This is a genomic window from Verrucomicrobiota bacterium, from assembly GCA_016871495.1.
GTDB lineage: Bacteria > Verrucomicrobiota > Verrucomicrobiia > Limisphaerales > VHDF01 > VHDF01.
Genome location: VHDF01000058.1, coordinates 1 through 19,950, shown reverse-complemented (window position 1 = coordinate 19,950; position 19,950 = coordinate 1). Strand labels below are relative to the sequence as shown.

Genomic DNA, 19,950 nt, shown 5'->3' with positions numbered 1-19,950 from the left:
GAACCGAACCTACTCTTATGAGACTGTTGATTACTGGCGGGGCCGGGTTTATCGGCTCCAATCTCGTCCAACAAGTGTTGGGTCGGGTCGAGGTTGAGAAACTCGTCAATTTGGATTGCCTGACTTACGCGGGGCATCTGGCCAATCTGAGGTCGGTGGAAAACTCGCCTCGATACACTTTTGAAAAAGTCGATTTGCGCGACAAAGAGGAGGTGTTGCGCGTGGTGCGCGCGCATGGCATTACTCACGTCATGCATCTCGCGGCGGAGTCCCACGTGGACCGCTCCATTTCAGGCCCGGGAGATTTTATTCATACCAATATTGTCGGCACCTTCCATCTGCTGGAGGCGTGCCGGGCGGCATGGAACGGTCAATGGGATGGACGGCGATTTCATCACATCTCCACCGATGAGGTGTACGGCAGTCTTGGCGCCACGGGCTTTTTTACAGAGACGACCCCTTACGCCCCGAATTCACCTTATTCGGCGAGCAAAGCTTCCAGCGACCTGCTGGTCCGAGCCTATCATCATACCTATGGCATGCCCGTGGTGATCACGAATTGTTCTAATAACTATGGACCCTACCAATTCCCGGAGAAACTGATTCCAGTGGTCATTCAGAACCTTCTCGAGCGGAAACCCATTCCTGTCTATGGAGACGGCATGAATGTGCGCGACTGGCTCTTCGTGACCGACCACGGGGAGGCGCTCTGGACGGTGCTGACCCGGGGACGCAGCGGGGAGACCTACAATATTGGCGGCCACAACGAGTGGGCCAATATCCATATTGTGGAGCTGATTTGCGACTTGGTGGACGAGATGGCGCCCTCCCTCGGCGGGCAGTCGCGCAAGCTGATTACTTTTGTCAAGGATCGTCCCGGCCACGACCGTCGCTACGCCATCGATGCCGGCAAGATCGAGCGAGAGCTCGGTTGGCGTCCTGCTTATACCTTCGAGAGGGGGATTCGCGAGACCGTCCGCTGGTATCTGGAGCATCAAGATTGGGTGCGGGAGGTGCTGGCGGGTTCCCGCAGCAGCCGGTAACGCGAGGTGGCCAGGCGAGGGATACGTCGATGGAAAGGAGGAATCATCAAGTGATTACTGCAGAACGATCAGAACCGGTATCCGGGGCGGAACACGCCGTGAGTGAGGACATGCTTCGACGCAAGCGGCTCAAGTTGTTGTGGGGACTGCTGGCCTTGCTCTCGTTTTGCTATGCGGGCATCCTTTGGAAACTCGGGCGGCTGGCTTGGAAGGAGGAGTTTCATTCGCATATTCTGCTGGTCCCTTTCATTGCAGCCTACCTCATCCGCACCCATGGCGACGGGTCCTGGTTTGCGGGACGCCCCTGGTGGCCCGTGTGCCTGGGGATGGGAGCGGCGAGTTTGCATTGATTTCCTCGCGTCCCGGGATTCTTCTTAGGGCGCTGCGAACGACCCGTGTGGCGATTGATTAAGGATTTCTTTTTGTTTCTGAAGCAGGACCGCAAGTGGTGGCTGGCGCCCTTGCTGGTCGTGCTGCTGTTGCTGGGTGCCTTGCTTTTGTTCAGCTCCAGTTCCGTGCTGGCGCCTTTCATGTATCCTTTCATGTGAGCTTGCCTCATCCATGCGCCACATTCTGGGCATCTCCGCCTACTATCATGATTCGGCCGCAGCGCTGGTGTCCGGCGGGCGAATCATTGCGGCAGCCCAGGAGGAGCGCTTTTCCCGCCGCAAGAACGATCCGGAGTTTCCGGACCATGCCGTTTCGTTCTGTCTGCGCCAGGGAGGGCTTCGCGCGGACGAGTTGGACGCGGTCGTGTTTTACGACAAGCCGGTTCAAAAGTTCACGCGACTCCTGGAGACCTTTCTGGCCATCGCGCCGCGCGGTCTTCGTTCCTTCGTTCGAGTCCTTCCTTCCTGGCTGCATGGGAAGCTGAATCTTCCCACCACCCTCCGGGACGCCATTCCCGGATTGAGCGACCGGTGCTCCCTTCTTTTTACCGGTCATCATCAGGCGCACGCGGCCAGCGCCTTCTTTCCTTCCCCCTTCAGCGAGGCGGCGATCCTCACGGTCGATGGCGTGGGCGAATGGACCACGACGGCCATCGGGTCCGGTCGCGGATCTTCCCTCGAACTTCTCCGGGAGCTCCGCTTTCCACATTCGCTGGGTTTGTTGTACTCCGCGTTCACCGCCTATTGCGGGTTTCGGGTGAATTCCGGGGAGTACAAACTGATGGGGCTCGCTCCCTACGGAGAGCCCCGATTCGCCGACCAGATCCGCGAGCATTTGGTGGACCTACGCGAGGATGGATCATTTCGATTAAACCTGGAGTATTTCGATTTTCTCGCGGGCGAAACGATGACGCACGAGCGGTTTCACCGGCTGTTTGGGGGTGAACCGCGCCGGCCCGATCAGCCGATCGAGCCCCGGCACCTGGATCTCGCCCGGTCGATCCAGGAGGTCACCGGGGAGATGATGTTGAATCTGGCCAGGGAGACGCGCCGCATCACCGGAATGCGGCACCTATGTTTAGCGGGGGGAGTGGCCCTGAATTGCGTGGCCAACGGGCAACTGCTTCGTGCCGGCCTCTTCGATCGGATCTGGGTGCAGCCCGCGGCCGGGGACGCTGGCGGCGCCTTGGGTGCGGCCCTCGCCGCCTGGCATGAGCATCAAGGGAAAGCGGACTCCTCCTTCCCTCGCGAATCGGATCTCATGCAAGGCTCCTTCCTGGGACCGGAGTATTCGGCGGCGGAAATCGAGGGAGTGTTGCGTGAATGGGGCGCGGTTTATCATCGCTACGAGGAGGAGCACTTGCTCGACAAGGTCGTCGAATCATTGGCCCGGGAAAAAGTGGTGGGGTGGTTTCAGGGGCGGATGGAATATGGGCCTCGCGCCCTGGGCAACCGCAGCATTCTGGGTGATCCGCGATCGTCGCGCATGCAATCGGTGATGAATTTGAAAATCAAGTTCCGGGAGTCCTTCCGCCCCTTCGCGCCGGCGGTCTTGAGGGAGCGCGTGACCGACTATTTCGAATTGAGCGAGGATTCCCCCTACATGCTGCTGGTCGCACCGGTGCGGGAGTCGTTGCGGCTCCCCGTCGAAATGAAGGTTCAAGGACTGGACCGGTTGGGACAGCGGCGTTCGGAACTTCCCGCCGTGACGCATGTGGACTATTCCGCGCGCGTGCAGACGGTGGACGCGGAGCGGAACCGTTTGTTTCATCGGCTGTTGAAGGTGTGGGAGGCCGCGACCGGGTGCGGCGTCTTGGTGAACACCTCCTTCAACGTCCGCGGGGAGCCCGTCGTTTGCACCCCCGACGATGCTTATCGCTGTTTTATGAACACTGAAATGGATGCGCTCGCACTGGGGCCTTTTCTGTTGAGGCGCGAAGAACAGCCACTTCGGGCCGTGGCCCGAAAAGTGGCGCTGCAGGAGGACTAAACTTTGCGCTCCCGCATCCGCGAAGATCCCCAGGAGTGGAGAAAATTCACGCTCTCCTTCGGGTTGATGCTTGGATTGGTGCTCTGGATCGCTTCACGAAGAGGGATGATGGCCCCGTCCCTGGTTTGGGTGGCGATCGGGCTCCTGAGTCTGGGCGCGTTGACGGCAGTGTTGCGGCCCGTCTGGTGTCGAGGTTTCCACCGGGCGGGCATGAGGGCGGGCATGGCGGTGGGAGGAGTGGTGGTGGCGGTGATGCTGGCGTTGCTCTTTGTGCTGATGGTCGTTCCCATGGGATGGATCATGCGTCGATTCGGTTATGATCCGCTCGGGTTGTCTCCCCGGTTGAAGCCCTCGTCGCACTGGAAGGCCTCGGCGAGGTTCAGCAGTCTCGATCGTTTGTTCTGACTTCGCGTTGCCACCGGGAGGAGGACTCGCTAGCATGCTTTGAATGCTGCGCGATTGGTTGCAATCCCTGACTGCCGGCAAAGAACTGTCCGCCGGCGAAATCTCCCTGGCTGTGGCCGAGCTGGCCGACCCGTCCGTGGCCCCGGAAACCAAAGCGGATTTTCTGGGCGCACTCGCGAGCAAAGGGGAAACTCCCGGGGAGATTGCGGGATTCGCGAGCGCCTTGCGCAACCGGTCGTTGATCGTGCCCAACCTGGATGCCATCCGGGAACGCGGCATTCTGGATGTCTGCGGCACAGGAGGCGACCAGTTGCACACGTTCAACATCTCGACCACGGTCTCTTTTGTCGTGGCGGGAGCTGGGGTGACGGTGGCCAAGCACGGCAATCGGGCGATTACTTCGAAATCAGGGGCCGCCGATGTTCTCGAAGCTCTGGGCGTTCGCGTTGACTTGCAACCGGAGGAAGTGGGGCTTTGGCTTGAGCGGTACCATTTCGCTTTTCTGTTTGCCCCAAGATTTCATCCGGCTTTCCAGCATATCGGTCCGGCCCGGAAGCTCTGCGCCCAGCGAGGGCAGCGCACCCTTTTTAATTTCCTTGGTCCTTTGTTGAACCCGGCGAGGCCTACGGCCCAATTGGTGGGAGTGGCTCATCCGCGCTATTGCGCGCCCCTGGCCGAGGTTCTGAAAAACCTCGGAGTCTCCAGAGCGATGGTGATCTCGGGCGCCGTGCCGGGGCAGGACGGGGAACCGACGCGATACATGGACGAATGGTCCCTGAGCGGGCCGACCACCGTGGCGGAGACTTACCACGAGCGAGCCTTGACCGCCGCCTCCGTGGAACTTGCGGAACTGGCCTTGGAAGGATTGGATGTGAGCGCCTTGGAGGGTGGGGATCGCGAAACGAACGCCGGGTGGGTCCGGCGCGTGCTTGACGGATCCGAGGCTGGCGCCAAGCGTGCCGCCGTCGTGGTCAATGCGGGCGCCGCTCTATTCGTGGCGGGACGCACCCGAAGCATCACGGAAGGCATGGAACTGGCCCGGGAGACCATCGACTCCGGCAGGGCGATCGCCAAATTGAGGGAAATCGTTCACGCCAGCTCGTCTTCGTCATGAACTGTCTATCTGATCATCAGCTTCGCGCGGCGATGTCCACCGTTTCTGGCTGGCGCCGGCAGCGAGGGCAATTGACGCGTCTTTTCGAATTCAAAGATTTCGTTGACGCTTTGAAATTCGTTCAGCGAGTGGGGCGGGCGGCGGAGCGGTTCCAGCATCACCCCGATATTGACATTCGCTGGAACAAGGTGGTTCTCCGCTGGGTGACCCATGATGCCGGCGGATTGACGGCCAGGGATTTTGAAATGGCCCGCCGATGTAACCGGCTTGCGGGTTAAGGTCAGGCCGACCCTTGCGGCATTCCTTGTTGTGGAATGATTCTGGCCCGGCTCCCGGAGGTTCAATCCGCCAAGGCTTGTTTCAAGAAAGCGTTTGGCTACTCGCCGCCTCGCTTCGGTCGGGCGCCCGGTCGTGTGGAGCTGCTGGGCGGGTTGGCCTGGCAGTTTGGCGGACTCGCTATTTACGGGGCCACCCACTACGGCGTGGCGGTCGCGATGGCGCCCCGCCTGGATGGAAGAGTCCGATTCGTTTCCAAAGAATATGGCGGTGAGGAAACGTTCTGGCTTTCCGGGGTGGGTTTGCCTGCGGAGCTCCCTTGGGCCAATCCACTCAAGTCCACGCTGGCGGAACTCCGGCGTGCAGGGGTGCATTTCAGCGGATTCGAAGCCGCCTTCGCAGGTTCCATTCCCTTCCAGGAAGCCTTTGGAAGATCCAGCGCCGCTCAACTGGCGCTCGCGCTCGCCTTGCGCGAGGTTTATCCCTACCGATTATCAGAAACGGGAGTCGGCCCGCCGCCTTCCCACCATGGGCGTCAAGTTTTGCCCCCGCTGGCGGTTCGGGAAAAGCGTTCTCTGGCCGTTCGCTGTCAGCGGGCCGCCGCTCAATCCGCTCCAAGGCATGGAAGCCCCTTTGACTTCATCCCCTCGCTCTTCAGCCGAGAGCATCATGTCCTGGCGCTGGACGCCCAATCGCCGGCCTCGGATCTTCTTGCGCTGACCGGGGAGATTTTGGTGGCGTGCGATTGCGGCGTGGAGCGCGACTGGCTTGACGATAGGCTTCGCGCCTGGACGCTCCTGGGATCGCGCGCGGCTGAAAAACTGGGCGTCTCTTCGCTCCGCATCCTCGATTTACCTGCACTCAAGAGTTCGCGGAACAAACTGACGGATGCCGAGTATGCCTGCGCCTATTTCGCGGTGACGGAAGCGCGCCGTGTCGCCGCCGCCGAGGCCGCTCTGCGCGAGGGGGATCATGCGGCGTTTGGCCAGTGCATGTTGTTGAGCCACGAGGCATCCCACGAGCACTTGCGCAACAGCCTGCCGGGTTTGGATCGTCTCGTCGCCAAAGCGTCGTCTCATCCCGCCTGCTTGGGCGCCCGGTTGACCGGACCCGGTGGTGGTGGTCCCATGATCGCGCTCGTGCGCCATCATGAATTGGAAGCCTTCCTGGAGACCTTGAGAGGAGAGCGGATCGAGAAGTGCCGCGAGGCTGACCCGAAAGTGGTGCAGTTGGGTGAAGGAGTTCGTTAGCTTGTTGCCGCTGTGATTTCTGTGGACATCCCCGCGCTCGAGATTTGGTGGTACCCGCTGCTGCTTTTGACCGGCTGGTGCGCGGGTTTCGTCGATTCCGCAGCCGGCGGCGGAGGATTGATCACCGTGCCGGTGCTTTTGCAAACCGGCATGCCGCCCCAATGGGCCTTGGCCACCAACAAGCTTCAAGCCAGCTTCGGATCCGGCAGTGCCTGCTGGCACTTTGCGAAGGCGGGGTTGATCGATTGGAAGCGAGTCCGCCTTGCCGCCGGGTTGACTTTGCTCGGTGCGGCACTGGGAGCCGGTCTCGTCAATAGGCTCGATTCGGCGTGGCTGAACCGGGTCATACCCTGGATTCTTGCCGGTCTCGCACTCTTCACCCTTTTTCAACCCAATCTGGGAAAGTCGGAATCCAAGGTTCGATGCGGAGAGTTCCTTTTTTCGGTGACGTGCGGATTGGGCATCGGTTTTTACGATGGGTTTTTCGGGCCTGGGACCGGCACGTTTTGGGCCATGGCCCATGTCTTGCTGCTCGGGCTCGATTTGCGTCTCGCCACCGCTCGGACCAAGGCGATGAATTTTTGCAGCAACCTCGCTTCGTTGGCGGTTTTTCTGCAAGCGGGTCAGGTGCTGTTTGCGGCCGGTTTGTGCATGGGTGCGGGTCAATGGCTCGGCGCGAAGGCAGGTTCGAAACTGGTGATCGTTCACGGCGCCCGTTGGATTCGACCTCTGCTGATTACGGTCACTCTCGCCCTGACGGCACGGTTGTTCTGGCTGAACTTTCGAGGAAGTCCTTGAACATGAAGGCTGGCTTTTGTCTCCGGCTTTTGCCATAGCTCTCCGGAAGCATGACTCGCTCAAGGCCGGTAGAAATTCGAGCCAAGCGCACCGGAGCTCCTTGAGCCTATGTCTCATGTCGTTCTGGATTGCTTCGGGGTGGGAGATGGCTGGCCTTGTGCCGATCGCTATCATTCCTCATTTCTCTATCGTTGCGGCGCCGCGTCATTCCTCCTGGACTGTGGCGAGGGATTGAGCCGGTCTTACAAGGCGTCCGGCTTGAGTTATGATGAAGTGGACCGGGTGTTCATCTCCCATTTGCATTGCGACCACATTGGGGGGTTGTTCATGTATCTCCAGGGACTTTGGCTGGAGCAGAGACGCAAATCGCTCCAGATCCATATGCCACTTGAAGGGATCGAGCCGGTCCGAGGTCTCCTGAACGCGGCCTGTATTTTCGAGGAACTCCACTCGTTTCCACTGATCTATTTGCCCTTGAGGTTGGGGGTCAGTGTGGAATTCGAAGGCGTTCGCGTGACGCCGCATCGCTCCACGCATCTGGAATCGCTGCGCAAGGCTTTTCAGCGGCGCTATCCCCAGGCCTTCGAATCCTTCTGCTTCGAGATTGAATGCCGGGGCCGCCGAATCGTTCACAGCGCCGACATCGGCGGTCCGGAGGACCTTCTGCCACTTCTCGAAAAACCGGTGGACCTCCTGGTGTGCGAGTTGGCCCATTTCGAACCCCTGACTTTGTTCGAAATGCTCCGCGACAAGCGGATCGGCCGGGTCGTCTTTATTCATGTGGCCCGGCCGTTTTGGGAACGGCTTCCGGAGATTGAATCCGCCGCGAAGCGGGCGCTTCCGGGGGTCACGATCGAATTCGCACGGGACGGGTCCCGGATTGAATTGGATTGAGCAACCTGGAAATTCCCCGTCGCGGAGCAAGGTTGAAACCTCCGGGCGAGGGGAAGCCGGGAGGTCTGTTCAACTGACCGCCAGCATGCAGACCTTGCCAAATTGTGCATGCTTGGCGTAGCCGTTCGCCCTTGGGTCGAGCGTGGCCACGCCGTCCACCACAAACAAATAGTGATGGTGCCCATGGCACAAAGTGACCTGCGCTCTCCACGAGCCGTCGGGTCCTTTCTTCATCGGATGGGAATGGGGTTGCCAGTCATTGAAATCTCCAACGACGGAAACTTGCTTCGCCGCCGACACGAGGCAGAGGAAGTTGACCGCCACCGAGATGTTCTTGGCGGAGTATCGTCCGGACTGGCCGGTCGGGTAAGGATTGGAATACGACATGTTCAGCAACAATGACCCTCGCTTCCAGCCAGTTCAGGAGCCTCGAGGGCTGGCGGATTCGCGGGTGCGCGAAAAGAAAGCAAAACTCGGGCCGTGTTTCAACCAGGAATCGTGATCCCGATCTCCGAGTTTTCCCGCATCACCCCTCCCCCTGGGGCTACATCAACTTCGCGACCAGCCCCGTCCACCCGGTCTGATGGGAGGCTCCAATGCCTAGCCCTGAATCTCCGTGAAAATACTCGTGAAAGAGCAGGCAATTCTTGAAGTGCGGATCCCGGGCCTGTTTCGAATGCCCTTTCATCGCCGGTCGTTCCCCCTGCGCGTCCGGTAAGAATAGTTTCGTCAGCCGTTGCGACAATTCGGCGGCGATGCCTTCCAACGTCCGGAATTCACCCGAGCCGGTCGGACACTCCACCTTGAAATCGTCCCCGTAGTAATGGTGGAAGCGTTGGAGTGATTCGATGAGCAGGTAATTCACCGGCAGCCAAACCGGTCCGCGCCAGTTCGAATTCCCTCCCAAAAGCCCCGAAGTCGATTCCGCCGGCTGGTAACCCACTTCCAGGGTCGCTCCGTCGACGTGGAAGCGATAGGGGTGTTCGCGATGGTATCGCGAAAGCGCCCGCACCCCGTAGGGCGAGAGGAATTCTGTTTCATCCAGCATCCGCCTCAACAGGCACTTCATCCGGTGGCCGCGCAGCAAGGAGAGCAGTCGGCGGTGTTTTTGTCCCGGCTCGTTCCATCTTGAGACGAGGCTCGCCAAGTCCGGCCGATGCTCCAGGAACGCAACGTCCCCCGGGTCTCCCGGCGCCCGCTTCCTCCGCTGCTTGCGGTCCATTTGGAACACCCGCCATGCCGCCCAGGCATGAACCGGCGGATTCACATCCCCGAAGGCCCATTCGTACGCAGGCAACTGGCCGTTGGGATGCATGTACCAATCGCGCGTCAGCAGAACCAGTTGCTCTTTCGCGAACCCGGGTCCACCATGGCAAGCGGGATGCAGTGAAAAGCCAGGTCCCACGCGGCAAACCACGGGTACTCCCACTTGTCCGGCATCGACAGTATGTCGCAGGCCGTGAAATGCTCCCACTCCCGGTTGCGACCCGCAGCCCGATTGGGCGGGGGAGACGGCTGCCCGGGATCCCCTTCGCTCCACTTCCGCACCTCCAAGTGGAAGAATTGCTTGCTCCAGATCATCCCCGCCAGAGCCTGGCGCTGAACCCGTCTCGCCTCGGGATCCCTTAATCCCTCCTGAACCGCGCTGTAAAACTCGTCCGCCTCGGTTTTCCTTTTTTCCAGGAAAGTGAGGCATTCTCGCCGGTCGATCCCCCCTGGCACCCGGTCATCCTCCTCCTCCCGCCGCCGAAGCCGCAACCACAGCGACTTCGATTCCCCGGATTCAATTTCCCACCTGGAGTAAAGCGCGCACTTCGTGCCTCGATCTCCGGGGTTTAACCCCCCGCGATCCCCCGCGATGACCCAATCATGGATGCCATCCTTGCGTCCCCTCTTCTCGGCGGGGGCGCCATAGAGCCTGGCATAATTTGTTTCATTCTCGCAGAACAGCAGTTCGGTACCGGTTTCGAAGGTGCACTCGTAATCGCCGAGTTTGGCGTGGCGCGCGAGCAAACCTTCCTTCCCACACGATCGCAATTCGGGACGCGGCTCCTCCTTCTTCCAGGTCCAGGTGTTTCGAAACCAGAGCTGCGGCAGCACGTGGAGCCTGGCCATTTCCGGCCCGCGGTTGTCGGCCGTCAATCGAACGATGATGTCCTCGGGCGACGCTTTGGCATACTCGATCGTTAGATCAAAGTAACGGTCGTCATCGAGCAACCCCGTGTCCAGAAGCTCGAGTTCCGGATCATGCTTGGAACGGGCGGCATTCTCACGAATCAATCGGTCGTAAGGAAAGGCGCGCTGGGGATACTTGTAGAGGATTTTCAGATAGGCGTGGCTCGGCGTGGCGTCAAGATAGTAGTAGAGATCCTTCACGTCCTCCCCGTGATTGCCCTCGTTGTTCGTCAGGCCGAAGATCCGCTCCTTCAGGATCGCATCTTTTCCATTCCAAAACGCGAAGGCGAAACACAGCCATTGCTGATCGTCGCTCAGGCCCGCCAAGCCATCCTCCCCCCAACGGTAAGCCCGGCTGCGAGCGTGATCGTGAGGAAAATACTCCCAGGCCGTTCCTTCAGCGCTGTAATCTTCCCTCACCGTTCCCCATTGCCTCTCCGCCAGATAGGGGCCCCATCGGCGCCAGGGATTCGCGTTGCCCGGCTTCAGCTTCAGCCGCTGATATTCCGCGGTTCGATCGATCATCCAGCCCGAAGCTATCGCGGTGTTTCGGTCTCGCCGAGCTCAAATTCCCTGTTTTTGCGAACGCAGCGCAAGAATATGGAAGAACCAAGCCAAATTGTGACTTGAAGTATCACCCGTTCGGGTCAACGATCCAACCGTGCGTGAGGCGTGTCGGCGCCACTCCGCTGCATGAATCGGCTTCGAACGGATGGGTGCTTTTTAGCAGCGCAGTGACCCTCGTGATGACACGTTGCCGAACCGATCGCGTTGCGAGCTAGCTCGTGAAACTTATCAATCCATACTCCATGTGACGAAAACTCAATCCACGTGGACCCTGGCCCTGGCTCTCGCGGCCAGCAGCACGCCGGCCCTCGGGCAGGCCGTCAAGGGCACTCTCGAAGGCAATCGACTGGAGGCGAGAACGAGCACGTTCTACGTCAACACCACTGCCACCATCAACAACAACAAGACCGAAAGCCTCGGCGTCGCGATTGCCAATAACGGCAACGTGATCATCGGATGGGAAGACGATGGCGCCGACCTGACGGACTTGGAGTCCGTCTGGACCCTCTACAGCCCCGGCGGCGGACCGCTTACGCCCGACACCGAACAAAAGTCCCTTCAAGGCGGATCGGTGACTTCCAAGTTCTTGTCCTACTTCCGCAAAGACAAGAGCGCCATTCCCGGACGCACGTCGTGGGGACCCAAGATCAAGGCGAATCTGTTCGGCGACGGCCACGGGATGGGCGCCACCAGTTTCGAATTGGGACTTGAAGTTCCCGAGCTCGCCAACATCAACCTCGACGAGGGCGGCGGTGGCGATTTTCCTTCGATTCAGCTGCTTGATAACGCCGGCAATCCCATCGGCATCGTGAGCTATTCGGATGCGGATGCCGAAGCCCAAGGTGATATCCGCATCGCCGACTGGGACTATCTCAGCAATGGAAATGTCGTCATCGTGGGTGAAAGCCGGCAGAACGCCGACCTCAACGGGAAATTCGGCGGCGCTGATCCCGGTAAACACGTCACCTACAAAGTCGTGGACGTCACCGGCAAAGAAATCAAGGCGCTCAGTCTGGCCAGCTCGGACAAGGTCGCCAATGAATTGTGGCATGGCGCGGCGGTGACCAAGGACGGTTTTGCCATTCGCATCAACCAGGGCGGCCGCACCAAAGTCCGGTTGTTCGACAACACCGGCAATCCGAAGGGCGACAACATCGACCTCGGCACCCTTGCCGGCAATGACATCGCTGCCGGCGGCGGGCGCGGCGACAGCCGTGGCTTCCACGGCAACGGCGTCGATCTTTACGCCTACATCAGCACCGGGCAGGTGGACGGCAAGTCTCGCGTGTTTCTGACCGTGTTGGGTGCCGATGGCAAATTGCGCTACTCCAAGTCCGTCAGCGACGACGTGACCTTCGCCTCGAATCCCGGTGGAGCGGATGTGGCCCTCGATGCTTCCGGACGCGCGCTCGTGGTCTATAACGCCAAGGTCGCGGGTTCGGATTTCAACCTGATCCTCGGGCGCATGATCGATCCGACGGGCAAACCCATGGGAGACACCTTCTTTGTCAGCGAGCGGGAAGATGCGGCGACCAGCGTGGGTGATTCCACGGATCCTCGCGTGGCCACGCGCAACGACGCCTTCGCGGTCATCTGGGAAAGCAAGAGCAGCGAGGCGGACGCCGGCACCGCTGTGGTGGCGGGTCGCTTCTTTGGCCTTGCGCACAAGCCCGGTTCGATCGAGTCGGTGGGCCTGAAGCGCATCGTGCCCGATACCCCGATCATTAATCCTGGCCGGAATGCCCTGGGCAACTGGGAACCCAATGCCAGCCAGCTCGGTGGCGAGTACTTCCTGATCGAAGGCAATACGTTCGCCGAAGGTACTGAAGACAAACAGCGCTACGTGGTGATGATCCAGCCGGCGGCCGGCGGACCCGGCAAGCTCGTCGAAGGATTCTACACGGACGCGGGGCAGCCTTTCAAAGGCCCCATCAATGCCTCCCGGCAAAATGGCAACCCGGGCCGCGTCGCGGGCGATGCGCGCCCCGGGGCCGTCAACTACATGGTCGGCGCCGAGGCCTCGCCCCATACGCTGCCTGAATTCGACACGGCGAGCCGCTGGAACCTGGGTTTTGACCGTCTCGCCGATGGTCGCTATGGCACCGTGCAGATCTACGCGTTGAACACGGCCACTCTGACTCCAACGCCGTTGAGCAAGGCCCTCGATTCCGCACATGGCCGCCGAACCGAAGGCGACCCACAGGGCAATAATCAAATCAGCCGCTTTGGGGGCGACATGACATGCCTCGATAACGGAAATTTCGTTTCGGTGGTCGAGGATCGTTCGAAAGTGCTTCGGCCGGAAGGCAACGCGGCCGTCGCCACCATCTTCGCTCCGAATGGAACCGTGGTCAAAGAAGCGTTCAAGGTCGCCGATGGCGATCTCTGGTCCAACGTGGCTGCCTTTCAAGGCGGATTCGCCGTCCGCGTGGCGGGTGTGCTCCACTTCTACAACAACGCGGGCGAGCTCCAAGGGTCCGTGGACCAAGACACCTCTTCGGGTGAACAATTCGATCGCGGCCGAGGCGATGGAACCCGTATTTCAGGTCACATCAACGCCCCCTATCTCTTCCTCGCCGGAAAAATTCGGAGTGGGAATGTGGTCAAGGTGGTCGCCTGGGATGCCCGAACCCGTGCTTTTGCTGCCTCAGCGGAGGTCAGTGAGGCGGGTTTTGCCGGGAACTTCGATCGAGTCAATCTCGCATCGGATGCCCTTTCTCGCGTGGCGGTCGGATGGGTTTCCCAGCCGACTGGTTACGCGAAGCAGCAGGTTGCAACTCGCGTGCTGGCCTTTGATGGCGCGGCGAAGTCTTTCCGTTCGCTCAGCAAGAGTTTCCTGCCCTTCATCAACGCCCATGAATCGGATACCATCACCTCGGTTCAAATGACTTTGGCCATGACCACCCAGCAGATCATGGTGGCCGCCAAGGGCACCATCAACCTCGAGAACAAGCCCGACTCGGGTGGCAATTCCCCGAACGAGATTAACTTCTACACCGTCATCTCGCATCCGGATCCGAAACCGAATCCGATGGTGACGGGTGGCGACCTCAAGTTCAGCAAGATCTCAAGGAGCCAACAGAATGTGATCATCGAATGGGACGGCACCGCCACGCTGCAAGCCGCCGATGCCGTCACCGGCAACTGGGCCGACGTGGCCAATGCCAAGAGTCCCTTCTCCGCCAATGCCGCCACCGGTTCGAAGTTTTACCGGCTGAAGCGATAAGCGATCCGGGTTCGGACGAAAGTCATCTCTCGCAAAGCGGAGCCGGCCTTCCGGCTCCGCTTTTTTTTGCAGTACCCACATCTCCACTTTCCCCTGATCGACCGATCGTCTATCGTAAATTTCCCTCGGCCGCCTGCAGAATTCAACGAGTAACGAATGATCACCCCCATGAATGATCCGTGTCGCATCCGGCATTCGCTCCCTTGCGCCGCCGCATTTCCCTTAAGAAGACTCCGCCTATGCATCCCCTGTTCCGCCTCCTCCTGATCCTGCTCTCGGCGTTGCCTCTCGTCGCTCAGTCCGCTCCGGCATCGCGTCCCAACATCTTGTTCATCATGTCGGATGATCATGCGTCGCATGCCATCAGCGCCTATGGCAGCCGCATCAACCGGACGCCGCACATCGACCGACTGGCTCGGGAAGGCATGTTGTTTCGGAATTGCTTCGTAGTGAACTCCATTTGCTCGCCCAGTCGGGCGGCTATTCTGACCGGAAAATACAGCCACAAGAACGGCGTGCCCGCCTTTAACCGGTTCGACGGTTCCCAGCCTCATGTAGCCCGATATCTGCGGGACGCCGGCTACCAAACCGCCCTGATCGGCAAATGGCACCTGGGCAGCGAGCCCACCGCTTTCGATCACTGGATCGTGCTCCCCGGACAGGGCGCCTATCACAATCCCGTTCTGCTCGATTCCTCCGGACGCAGGAATTTTCAAGGATACGTCTCGGATGTCATCACGGATCTCGCGGTTGAGTTTCTTACCCGCCGTGATGCCGGCAAACCCTTCTTCATGATGGTGCATCACAAAGCCCCGCATCGGCCGTGGGAGCCCAGCGCGCGCCACGCTTCCCTGTACGAAGATGTTGAGATTCCCGAACCAGAAACGTTGCGCGACGACTACGCCACCCGCACCGACGCGGCACGCCAAGCCCGGATGACCATCGCGGACGATCTGACCCGGCGGGACTTGAAGCTGGCCCCTCCCCGCGGACTTTCGGGTCCGGATTTGCAGCGGTGGCTCAATGCCACTCCCAAGGAAGTCATTGCGAAGGTCAACGGCACGGAACAAGTCCTCTCCGGCGAATCTCTTCGAAAATGGAAATATCAGCGCTACATCAAAGATTACTTGCGCTGCGTCGCCTCCGTGGACGACAGCGTGGGACGCTTGCTCGAACAATTGGATCGCCTCGGCTTGAGTCACAATACCCTGGTGGTCTACACGAGCGATCAGGGTTTCTTTCTGGGCGATCATGGCTGGTACGACAAGCGCTTCATGTACGAGGAATCCCTGCGCATGCCGTTCCTCGTGCGCTGGCCCCAAACCATTAATGCGGGTTCCACTCAGAATTCCATGGCCCTCAACGTCGATTTCGCCCCGACGTTCATGGAAATCGCCGGACTGGTCGTGCCCGGCGACATCCAGGGACGCAGTCTCCTCCCCCTGCTCAAGGGCCGGACGCCTCAATCATGGCGCAAGGAAATGTACTACCGTTATTATCACGATCCCGGAGATCACAATACGCGAGCCCATTACGGCCTGAGGACCGAGACCCACAAGCTGATCCACTTTTGGAAGCTGGACCAGTGGGAATGCTACGATCTTCGGCAGGATCCAAAGGAGTTGCGCAACCTGGCCGGGCTTCCCGAACATCGAAAACTCGTCGACCGACTCAAAGTCCGGCTGGCTCAAGCGAAGAAGGCTGTGGATGACCGCGACGAGTATGCGCACGAACTCCCGGCTGCGGGGGTGGCCGGCCAATCCTTTCCAAAGGCACCGACGCGATAGAAGCGCGGATTCGCTTCAAACCCGCAGTCGCAGCAGCAGATCTTTGCTCTCCACCGATTCGCCCACCTGCACGAAGATTTCCTCCACCGCGCCATCGACGGGAGCGTAAAGGGTCGTCTGCATTTTCATCGCTTCCATGGTGAAAAGCTTTTGTCCGCGGGCCACCTTGTGCCCTACGCTGACGTTCACGCTCGTCATGATGCCTGGAATAGGCGCGCCGACTTCGCGGGAGTTTGCCGGATCCGCTTTGGCCCGGGCTTTTACACTCGGTTTGACCGTTTTGTCGGCCACGTGGGCTTCCCGTGTCATGCCGTTCAGTTCGAACGTGACCGTTCGTTTTCCCTCCTTGTCGGGAGAACCCACGTTGATGAGCCGGATGAACAGCGTTTTGCCCGGCTCCAACTCGGCGCTGATTTCCTCGCCCTGTTTGAGGCCGTAAAAATAGGCGGTGCTGGGAAGAACACTGACGTCTCCGAATTCTTTTTCGAAACGGGCGTATTCGGCATGCACCTCCGGATACATGAGGTGGCTGTAGAGGTCATCCGTCCCGGCTTCGCGCCTCAATTTTGCGCTCAGTGCTTCCAGTTCCTTCTTCAAGTTGCAATCGGGGAGGTTATGGCCGGGGCGGCCTTTGAGCGGCTTTTCCTCGCCCAGCACGACTTTCTGCAAGGCCTTTGGCCACCCGTTGAGCGGTTGGCCCAATCCACCCCGCAGCATGTCCACCACGCTGGCCGGGAAAGGAGTCACTCCGGGTTCAAGATTGAGCACGTCCTGAGGTTGGATGCCTCGCGTGATCAGAAACATCGTCATGTCGCCAACCACTTTGCTGCTCGGGGTGACTTTGACGATATCCCCGAAAAGCGCGTTGACCTCCGCGTAAGTGCGCGCAATCTCGGGCCACCGATTGCCGAGTCCCATCGAGGCCGCTTGCTCCTTGAGGTTGGTGTATTGGCCGCCAGGCATTTCGTGGAGATACACTTCCGCGCTTCCGGTCCTCGGCGCGGTATCGAAGGGACGGTAGAGATCTCGCACCTGTTCCCAGTATTCGGAAAACTCGTTCAACGCTTCCAAATCCAGTCCCGTATCCCGCTTCGTGTTCTGCAGCGCGGCGACGATGGAATTCAAATTCGGCTGGCTCGTGCTGCCGCTCATGGAAGCAATCGCCAAATCCACCACGTCCACCCCGGCCTCCGCCGCCTTCAGCACGCTGGCGGCGTTGACACCGCTCGTGTCGTGGGTGTGGAAATGGATGGGCAGCCCCACTTCCGCTTTCAAGGTTTTCACCAACAGGTGCGCGGCATACGGCCGACAGAGGCCGGCCATGTCCTTGATGGCGATCATGTGCGCGCCCATCTTTTTCAACTCCTTGGCCAGCTTCACGTAGTACTTCAGCCCGTACTTGGAACGGCGCGAATCGAGAATGTCTCCCGTATAGCACACCGCCGCCTCGCAAATCGCGTGCGTGTCTTGCACGGCTTCCATGGCGACTTCGAGGTTGGGCAGATAATTCAGCGAATCAAAAATGCGGAAGATATCCATCCCCGCCTCCGCGGCGTGGCGCACGAACCCCGCCACCACGTTGTCCGGGTAATTGGAGTAACCTACCGCGTTCGACCCTCGAAACAGCATCTGAAAGCAGATGTTCGGTATTTTCTCCCGGAGCGCCCGCAACCGCTGCCACGGATCTTCCCGTAAGAATCGCATCGCGGTGTCAAAAGTCGCCCCTCCCCACATTTCCAGGCTGAAGAGTTCGGGGGCTCGCCTCGCCATCGCGCCGGCCGCCGCCAGCATGTCGTAGCTGCGGACCCGGGTCGCCATAAGGGATTGATGAGCGTCCCGGAAGGTCGTGTCCGTGATCAACAGGCGCTTCTCTTTCAGCACCCATTCCGCAAATTTCTTGGGTCCCAGGGCGAGCAGCTTCTGCCGCGACCCCTCCGGCGGCTGCTGCTTCGGATCGAAACTCAAAGGCGGAATGAACACCGAAGGACCCGAGGGCCGGTGAGCCTTGGCGTGCGGATTGCCGTTGACCACCACGTCACCCAGGAAAGTGAGCAGCTTGGTGGCGCGGTCTCTTCTTGGCTTGAAGGAGAAGAGCTCTGGGGTCGTGTCGATGAGCGTCGTCGTGGCGCGGCCGGATCGAAACGTGCCGTTCGCGATCAGGTTCTCCAGGAACGGGATGTTGGTCTTGACCCCGCGGATTCGAAATTCCCGCAACGCTCGATCCATCCGCGCCAATGCCATCTCGAAGGTCTGCCCGGAAGCGCTGATTTTCACGAGCAACGAGTCGTAGAACGGGGTGATCACCGATCCCGCGTAGCCCATGCCTCCGTCCAGGCGAACGCCAAAACCGCCCGCGCTGCGATAGGTGAGAATCCTCCCGTAATCGGGCGTAAACTTGTTCTCCGGATCCTCCGTTGTCACACGGCACTGGATGGCGCACCCCATTCGCGGGATCTCATCCTGCGACGGCATTCCGATTTCCGGGCTGAAAAGACTGTGCCCTTGGGCGATCAGGATCTGAGCTCGAACCAGATCGATTCCGGTGATGATTTCGGTCACCGTGTGCTCGACCTGAATCCGGGGATTCATCTCGATGAAATACCAATCGTGATGGTCCAAGTCGTAGAGAAACTCCACGGTGCCCGCATTGTCGTAACCGATTTCCTTCGCGATCCGGGCCGCGGCCGAACACAATTCCTGCCGCACATGATCGTCCAATCCCACGCTCGGGGCGATCTCGACCACCTTTTGATGGCGGCGCTGAACCGAGCAGTCTCGCTCGTGCAGGTGCAGAACATTGCCGTGTTTGTCGCCTAGCACTTGCACTTCGATGTGCTTCGCCCGGGCGATGTACTTTTCCAGAAACACGGCTGGATTGCCGAAGGCCCGACCGGCTTCGGCTTGAGCTTCCTCCAGCAAGTTCTCCAGATCCGAGCTCCGATGCACCACCCGCATGCCTCGTCCTCCTCCGCCGAAGGCTGCTTTGATGATCAATGGAAAACCGATTTCCCGCGCGATTTGGAGTGCTTCAGTCTTCGTCGTGACTGGCAACTCCGTGCCGGCAAGGATCGGAATATTCAGCTTTTGGGCCAGCGTGCGCGCGGCCGTCTTGTCCCCCATCTTTTCCAGAAGTTCCGGACGCGGTCCCACGAATGTAATGCCCGCTTCCGCGCAAGCCCGGGCAAACTCCGCGTTCTCCGAGAGAAAACCGTATCCTGGATGGATGAGGTCGACCCCTTTTTCCTTGGCCAAGGCCACGATTCCGGGGATATCGAGGTAGGCTGCCACCGGCCCTTTCCCGGCCCCCACGAGGTAGGCTTCATCCGCCTTGAATCGATGCACGCTCAGACGATCTTCCTGGGCAAAGATCGCAAGGGTTCGCAGGCCGAGCTCAGTGCCGGCTCTGAAAACACGGATCGCGATTTCGCTCCGGTTGGCGACCAGTAATTTCAAAGTTTTGCGCGATTCCGAATGTGTTGAAGTGGGCGATGAGCTCATGTCAGTACCGAAAAACCGTGCGTTTATAGAGGTGGTCCGGTCAATTGACCAGAGTGGATTATACCCCCCAAAACCCCGGACCAGGGGAGAAAACCACCAAGGTCAAGCCACGGAGGACGGGATCACCTGAAAGAACCGAGGAATTCCAGCCTTCGTGTTGCATTCTGTGGACGGAAGATGATCGAAGGAAAGATTCAACCAGTTCCATGGGAACAGAGTTATCAGGTTTCAGTTCCTCACGCCGAGGTCGCGAAGGACTTGTCTTGCGCCCGGGGATGGCACGCGTGCAAGAACGATGAAACCCTGATCCACGGGTAATTCGGTAGCGATTCAAAAAAACCGCTTCAGGACGCATCAGATGTGAATTGTTCTCTTGCAATGTTATATATATCATGTATTTATTTCGCATGCCAGCTCGCTTGCCCGTCCAAGCCAAGTCGCCGTTCGCCATCGATCCCAAGCCGCTCGACGAGACCGCTTCGTCTCATGCGGGGCTCTTGGCCACTTCGCGCGTCTATCGCTCGCTGAAGCTCCCCGA

General features: G+C 59.7%; 13 protein-coding genes and 1 pseudogene. 11 read left to right on the top strand and 3 right to left on the bottom strand.

Annotated features, from left to right (window positions below):
• Positions 1 to 17: 17 nt before the first annotated feature.
• From rfbB to FJ404_12995, 9 genes are all read left to right on the top strand, one after another.
• Positions 18 to 1,043 carry a dTDP-glucose 4,6-dehydratase gene (gene rfbB / locus FJ404_13035; protein MBM3823787.1) on the top strand — a complete coding sequence of 342 codons (1,026 nt, stop codon included), beginning with the start codon at positions 18 to 20 and terminating at the stop codon, positions 1,041 to 1,043.
• A gap of 98 nt (positions 1,044 to 1,141) precedes the next feature.
• Positions 1,142 to 1,393, top strand: a complete 252-nt coding sequence (locus FJ404_13030) for a hypothetical protein (GenBank protein ID MBM3823786.1) — start codon at positions 1,142 to 1,144, stop codon at positions 1,391 to 1,393.
• 211 nt (positions 1,394 to 1,604) lie between these two features.
• On the top strand, positions 1,605 to 3,422 hold the full coding sequence (locus tag FJ404_13025) for a carbamoyltransferase (protein MBM3823785.1): 1,818 nt from the start codon (positions 1,605 to 1,607) through the stop codon (positions 3,420 to 3,422).
• A 3-nt stretch (positions 3,423 to 3,425) separates the two neighbouring features.
• Positions 3,426 to 3,827 carry a hypothetical protein gene (locus FJ404_13020; protein MBM3823784.1) on the top strand — a complete coding sequence of 134 codons (402 nt, stop codon included), beginning with the start codon at positions 3,426 to 3,428 and terminating at the stop codon, positions 3,825 to 3,827.
• A 43-nt stretch (positions 3,828 to 3,870) separates the two neighbouring features.
• Complete coding sequence (gene trpD, locus FJ404_13015; GenBank protein ID MBM3823783.1) at positions 3,871 to 4,941, top strand: anthranilate phosphoribosyltransferase; 1,071 nt, start codon at positions 3,871 to 3,873, stop codon at positions 4,939 to 4,941.
• Positions 4,938 to 5,219, top strand: a complete 282-nt coding sequence (locus FJ404_13010; GenBank protein MBM3823782.1) for a 4a-hydroxytetrahydrobiopterin dehydratase — start codon at positions 4,938 to 4,940, stop codon at positions 5,217 to 5,219. Before trpD ends, FJ404_13010 begins: the two co-directional genes overlap by 4 nt.
• A gap of 36 nt (positions 5,220 to 5,255) precedes the next feature.
• Positions 5,256 to 6,467, top strand: a complete 1,212-nt coding sequence (locus FJ404_13005) for a hypothetical protein (protein ID MBM3823781.1) — start codon at positions 5,256 to 5,258, stop codon at positions 6,465 to 6,467.
• A gap of 42 nt (positions 6,468 to 6,509) precedes the next feature.
• Positions 6,510 to 7,265 (top strand): hypothetical protein, encoded by a 756-nt coding sequence (locus FJ404_13000; GenBank protein MBM3823780.1) that lies wholly within the window; start codon positions 6,510 to 6,512, stop codon positions 7,263 to 7,265.
• Positions 7,266 to 7,373: 108 nt separating this feature from the next.
• On the top strand, positions 7,374 to 8,159 hold the full coding sequence (locus FJ404_12995; protein ID MBM3823779.1) for an MBL fold metallo-hydrolase: 786 nt from the start codon (positions 7,374 to 7,376) through the stop codon (positions 8,157 to 8,159).
• A gap of 69 nt (positions 8,160 to 8,228) precedes the next feature.
• On the opposite strand, the gene FJ404_12990 is transcribed toward FJ404_12995, so the two are convergent.
• Positions 8,229 to 8,546: a glycoside hydrolase family 13 gene (locus FJ404_12990; GenBank protein ID MBM3823778.1), complete on the bottom strand. Its 318-nt coding sequence runs from the start codon at positions 8,544 to 8,546 to the stop codon at positions 8,229 to 8,231.
• A 157-nt stretch (positions 8,547 to 8,703) separates the two neighbouring features.
• Positions 8,704 to 10,859, bottom strand: a pseudogene (locus FJ404_12985) (hypothetical protein).
• Between the two features lie 286 nt (positions 10,860 to 11,145).
• On the opposite strand from FJ404_12985, the gene FJ404_12980 reads away from it, so the two are divergent.
• On the top strand, positions 11,146 to 14,127 hold the full coding sequence (locus FJ404_12980; protein ID MBM3823777.1) for a hypothetical protein: 2,982 nt from the start codon (positions 11,146 to 11,148) through the stop codon (positions 14,125 to 14,127).
• 239 nt (positions 14,128 to 14,366) lie between these two features.
• Positions 14,367 to 15,914, top strand: coding sequence for a sulfatase (locus FJ404_12975; protein MBM3823776.1), 1,548 nt, complete (start codon positions 14,367 to 14,369; stop codon positions 15,912 to 15,914).
• A gap of 15 nt (positions 15,915 to 15,929) precedes the next feature.
• Here the strand turns inward: FJ404_12975 and FJ404_12970 are convergent, their stop codons facing one another.
• Positions 15,930 to 19,412, bottom strand: coding sequence for a pyruvate carboxylase (locus FJ404_12970; GenBank protein ID MBM3823775.1), 3,483 nt, complete (start codon positions 19,410 to 19,412; stop codon positions 15,930 to 15,932).
• Positions 19,413 to 19,950 lie beyond the last annotated feature (538 nt).